Source organism: Streptomyces turgidiscabies Car8, assembly GCF_000331005.1.
In the GTDB taxonomy this organism is placed as follows: domain Bacteria; phylum Actinomycetota; class Actinomycetes; order Streptomycetales; family Streptomycetaceae; genus Streptomyces; species Streptomyces turgidiscabies.
The window spans coordinates 1-4,809 of the sequence record NZ_AEJB01000546.1 but is presented as its reverse complement, the minus strand read 5'-3'; the positions used below and the strand labels follow the sequence as shown (position 1 = coordinate 4,809).

The 4,809-nt window shown below is 70.7% G+C and carries 6 protein-coding genes; 1 reads left to right on the top strand and 5 read right to left on the bottom strand.

What is annotated here, in order from left to right; all coding sequences use genetic code 11:
- Positions 1 to 19: 19 nt before the first annotated feature.
- From STRTUCAR8_RS39500 to STRTUCAR8_RS39480, 5 genes are all read right to left on the bottom strand, one after another.
- Positions 20 to 469 (bottom strand): hypothetical protein, encoded by a 450-nt coding sequence (locus tag STRTUCAR8_RS39500; RefSeq protein WP_059072983.1) that lies wholly within the window; start codon positions 467 to 469, stop codon positions 20 to 22.
- Positions 470 to 610: 141 nt separating this feature from the next.
- Positions 611 to 1,546 carry an ABC transporter substrate-binding protein gene (locus STRTUCAR8_RS39495; protein WP_044473676.1) on the bottom strand — a complete coding sequence of 312 codons (936 nt, stop codon included), beginning with the start codon at positions 1,544 to 1,546 and terminating at the stop codon, positions 611 to 613.
- 37 nt (positions 1,547 to 1,583) lie between these two features.
- Positions 1,584 to 2,246, bottom strand: a complete 663-nt coding sequence (locus STRTUCAR8_RS39490; protein WP_006381981.1) for an ABC transporter permease — start codon at positions 2,244 to 2,246, stop codon at positions 1,584 to 1,586.
- A gap of 1 nt (position 2,247) precedes the next feature.
- Positions 2,248 to 2,889 (bottom strand): ABC transporter permease, encoded by a 642-nt coding sequence (locus tag STRTUCAR8_RS39485; protein WP_006381984.1) that lies wholly within the window; start codon positions 2,887 to 2,889, stop codon positions 2,248 to 2,250.
- Positions 2,886 to 3,977 carry an ABC transporter ATP-binding protein gene (locus STRTUCAR8_RS39480; protein ID WP_006381980.1) on the bottom strand — a complete coding sequence of 364 codons (1,092 nt, stop codon included), beginning with the start codon at positions 3,975 to 3,977 and terminating at the stop codon, positions 2,886 to 2,888. Before STRTUCAR8_RS39480 ends, STRTUCAR8_RS39485 begins: the two co-directional genes overlap by 4 nt.
- Positions 3,978 to 4,130: 153 nt before the next feature.
- On the opposite strand from STRTUCAR8_RS39480, the gene STRTUCAR8_RS39475 reads away from it, so the two are divergent.
- Positions 4,131 to 4,809 (top strand): aromatic amino acid lyase (locus STRTUCAR8_RS39475; RefSeq protein WP_006381983.1); only part of this gene is annotated, 679 nt, incomplete at its 3' end.

Here is a 4,809-nt window from a genome sequence, read left to right as displayed (position 1 = left end):
TTTCACCCCCGGCGTATCCTCAGTCCTCCCAGGTGCTGCCCTGACCGGCGGACCCGCGGTGCCTGCTGCCGAAGAGCCACGCCGAACTGCGTGCCGCCTGGAACGCGTTGACCCCCACGATGCCGCCCCAGGCGACCAGCAGGCCGGGGAGGCCCGAGACGCCGCCGCCGATCGCGGACAGGGGTATCGCCAGCACCAGCGAGACGATGCCGAAGCCGAAGCGCTCGCCGAAGCTGTCGGTGGATTTCGGCCCCCGCGCGTCACGCGCCACCACCATTTGCTGCTCGGCGAGCTGCCGCCGTACCCGGCGCTCGACCGAGCTGTCTATCCGCTGGTCGACCTTCTCCAGGAACGAGTCGACCAACGCGGACTCGTACTCGTCGCCCAGTTCCCTGCGGGCCTGCAGGGTGGCGTTGAGTTCCTTGTTCAGGTCGGCGTCGTGTGCGCCCGTCGCGTCCATACCGGTCATGCACACCACGGTAGGCAAACGGCATCCGCACGGCACTGGGGTTAGCCCCCCTGTTGCCCCTGGGCCGGACCCTAGGGGACCGGATTTCCAGGGGAGCGAGGGGATCCAGAGGGCCAGGGGAACGGAGTACCGGCGGGGCGGTTACTTCGTCAGGCCCCTGTCCTTCGCGTACGCGTTCGCCACGTCCTCGGGGTCCTTCTTGTCCTTGTCCACCTTGCGGTTCAGCTCGGTGAGGTCGGCCGTGGTGAGGACGTTGCCGAGCTCGGCGAGGGCCTTGCGGACCGTCGGGTCGGCCTTGCGGTCGGCGATCAGGGGGACGACGTGCTGGCCGGGGATCAGGTTCTTGGGGTCCGTCAGGACCACCCAGCCGTTGTCCAGGATGTCGGTGTCCGTGGTGAAGAGGTTCGCCACGTCGACGTCGCCCTTCTTCAGGGCGCCCTTGACCAGCGGGCCGGAGGAGTCGAGCGACTTGAACTCCTTGAACTCGACCCCGTAGACCTCCTTGAGGCCCACCACGCCCACCTCGCGTGTCTTCACCTCGGCCGCCGCGCCCAGTGTCAGCTTCCCGTTCTGCTTCTTCAGGTCGGCGAGGGAGGTCAGGCCGTACTTCTCGGCGGTCTCGCGGGTCACGACGAAGGCGTCGGAGTCCTCCGCCATGCCGTAGGGGAGGACCTGGAGGCCCGCCGGGAGGGCGATGGTGAGGGCGTTCTGCATCTCGCCCTCCTCGGTGGCCGTCGCCTTGGGGGCCAGGTAGTGGAGCAGGGCGCCCTGGTACTCGGGGAGGAGGTCGATGTCGCCGCCCTTCATCGCGGGGATGAGGATCTCGCGGCTGCCCAGGTTCGGGCGGACCTTCGTCTTCACGCCCGCCGCGTCCAGCACGGCCGCGTAGAGGTAGCCCAGCACCTGGTTCTCGGTGAAGTTGGCGGTGCCGATGGTGAGGCCGCCGGCGCTGGAGCCACCGCCTCCGCCCGCGCCGGCGCCGCCTTCGTCGAGGGAGGTGATGCCACCCCCGCACGCGGCGAGGGCGGGGACGGAGGCGGCTGCGAAGAGGCCGCCGAGGAGGGCGCGTCGGTTCATCGGAAGGGCCATCGGAAGTGCTCCTGGGCGGTTCGGTTTACGCGGGGCGGTGGCGGAAGAGGAAGCGCTGGACGCCGGAGAGCGTCAGGTCCAGCGCGATGGCGACCACGGCGACCAGCACGGCGCCGCCCATCACCTGGACCAGGTCGCGCTGGGCGAGGCCGTCGAAGACATAGCGGCCGAGGCCCCCGAAGGAGACGTACGCGGCGATGGTGGCCGTGGCGACCACCTGGATCAGCGCAAGGCGCAGGCCGGTCATGATCAGGGGGAGGGCGAGGGGCAGCTCGATCTGGAGGAGGACCTGGTGCCAGCGCATGCCCTGGCCGCGTGCCGCGTCCTTCACGTCCGGGTCGACGGCCGTCATGCCCGCGTAGGTGTTGGTGACGATCGACGGCACCGCGAGCGCGACCAGGGCGATGTACACCGGCCACATCGACAGCCCGCTGGTCAGGAACACCAGGACGACCAGGCCGACGGTCGGCAGGGCGCGGCCGAAGGAGGCCAGGTTGATCGCCACGAACGCGCCCCGGCCCGTGTGGCCGATGAGCAGGCCGAGCGGCAGGCCGATGACCGTCGCGACGAGGGTCGCGAGCAGCGAGTACTGGAGGTGCTCGGCGAGACGGTGCGCGATGCCGTCGTAGCCCGACCACTGGTCGCCGCTGGTCAGCCAGGTGCCGAGGTCCTTGAAGAGTTCGTACATGTCAGGCTCGCCGCCTCGTCCACGGGGTGAGTACGTACTGGAGTGCGACCAGCAGGGCGTCCGCGACCACCGCGAGGAGGAGGGTGAGGACCACTCCCACGATCACCGGGGTCGGGAAGTCGCGCTGGAAGCCGTCCGTGAAGAGCTGGCCGAGGCCGCCGTCGCCGATGTAGGTCGCGACCGAGACGAGCGAGATCGACATGACCGTCGCGATGCGCACGCCCGCCATGATCACCGGGAGGGCGAGCGGGAGTTCGACCGTGAGGAGGGTGCGCAGAGGGCGCGTGCCCATCGCCCTGGCCGCTTCCTTCGTCTTCACCGGGACCGAGTCCAGGCCCTCGACCGTGTTCCGCAGCAGCACGACCAGGGTGTAGACGGTCAGGCCGATCACGGTGGTGGTGCGGGTCAGGCCGCTCACCGGGAGCAGGAGCACGAAGATCGCGATCGACGGGATCGTGAAGAGGACGTTGGACAGTCCGAGCAGGAAGCCGCGCAGGGGGCGGACCCGGTGGGCGATCACGGCCAAGGGCAGGGAGATCAGCAGGCCGAAGAAGACCGCCGACAGGGCTGCCTGGAGATGGGAGACCGTGAGGGTGGTGAGGTCGTCGGTGTGGTCGCCGATCCACGACCAGTCGATGGTCATGCCGTGACCTGGGGTTCCGTGGCTTCCGGGGCGGCTGCCAGGGCTTCCGTCCGGGCTTCCGTGTGCGCCCGGCCCGCGAGCGCGTGGATGTCCTCGCGGGACGAGACACCGGTGAGGGCGCCCGTCGCGTCCACGCGGGCCACGAGCCCGGTGGGGGAGGCGATCGACTCGTTGAGCGCCGCGAGGAGCGAGTCGCCGTCCCGCAGCGGCCGTACGGGAATGTCGGTGCCGTGCGTGCTGGAACCCGCCGCGTGCCAGTGCAGCGGCCTGCGGGCCTCGTCGAGTACGAGGGTCCAGGCGCCGCCCTCGGGGGCCGGGGCCTGCGGAAGGGCCGCGAGGGTCTTCAGCGAGAGCAGCTTGAGGCCGCGCTCGGCGCCGAGGAAGTCGGCGACGAAGTCGTCGGCCGGGTGGGCGAGGAGTTCGGCGGGGGCCGCGCACTGGACCAGATGGCCGCCGGTGCGGAAGATCGCTATCTGGTCGCCGAGCCGGACGGCCTCGTCCACGTCGTGCGTGACGAAGACGATGGTCTTGTTCAACTCCTTCTGCAGACGCAGCAGTTCGTCCTGGAGCTGGGTGCGGACCACCGGGTCGACCGCGCCGAACGGTTCGTCCATGAGGAGGACGGGCGGGTCCGCGGCGAGGGCGCGGGCCACGCCGACGCGCTGCTGCTGGCCGCCGGAGAGCTGGTGCGGGTAGCGCTTGCCGGCGTCGGCGGCGAGACCGACGGTCTCCAGCAGCTCCGCCGCGCGGGAGCGGGCCTTCTTTCGGCCCCAGCCGAGGAGCAGCGGCACGGTCGCGATGTTGTCGAGGACCGTGCGGTGCGGGAAGAGGCCGGACTGCTGGATGACGTAGCCGATGGACCGGCGCAGGTCGGCGGCGTCCTGTCGCAGGACGTCCCGGCCGTTGACCTTGATCGTGCCGGAGGTCGGGTCGACCATCCGGTTGATCATCCGCAGGGTGGTCGTCTTGCCGCATCCGGAGGATCCGACGAGCACGGTCACGCCGCCTTCCGGCATCCGGAGGGAGAGGTCGTGGACCGCAGTGGTGCCGTTCGGGAAACGCTTGTGGACCGCGTCGAACTGGATCATGGGGTGTCCCTTGCCGGGCTTGTATAACGTCATGCAGAGTTCTCTGTGTCTGAATAGATTGTCAATGCCCTGGTGTTAATCCGAGGTAACGGACGTCCGGCAAGCAAGATCGAGTGCCCGGCTTACGTCCTGTTTGAGGGGAGTCTTCGCCTTATGTCGTCTCGGATCGTGGATACGGCGCCCTCCGTCCCGTCGCCGGTGCCGCCGCCGGTGTCCACCGGCATCGTCGTTCTGGACGGCGTCGGCCTCGGCGTCGACGACGTCGTCCGCCTCGCCGACGGGGCCGCGCGGCCGGTCCCCGGCACCGACGCGATGAAGCGCGTCGAGGAGGTCTGGGACGTCGCCCGCCGGATCGCCGCGACCGGCCGGGTGTACGGCCGCTCCACCGGCGTCGGCGCCAACCGCAACGAGGACGTCCCCACCGAGGCCGCCGCCGACCACGGCCTGCGCCTGCTGCGCAGTCATGCCGGCGCCATCGGTGCGGAGCTGCCGGCCCGGCAGGTACGGGCGATGCTCGCCGTCCGCGCCAACCAGCTGCTGGCGGGCGGCGCTGGACTGCGGCCAGGGGTCGTCACCGCCCTGTGCGAGGCGCTGGAGAACGGCGCGTACCCCGTGGTCAACGAGTTCGGATCGGTGGGCACCGGGGACATCGCGGCGCTGGCCCAGGTGGGGCTGGCGCTGGCGGGGGAGCACGAGTGGATCGGGGCGGGGGAGGATCGGCGGTCGGGGTCGGGGTCGAGGTCGGGGTCAGGGTCTGGAGCGGGGTCGGCGTCGGGTCCGGGGTCAGGGGCAGGTGCGGGGGTGCGCCCGGGTCCGGCTGTGGGCTCGGGGT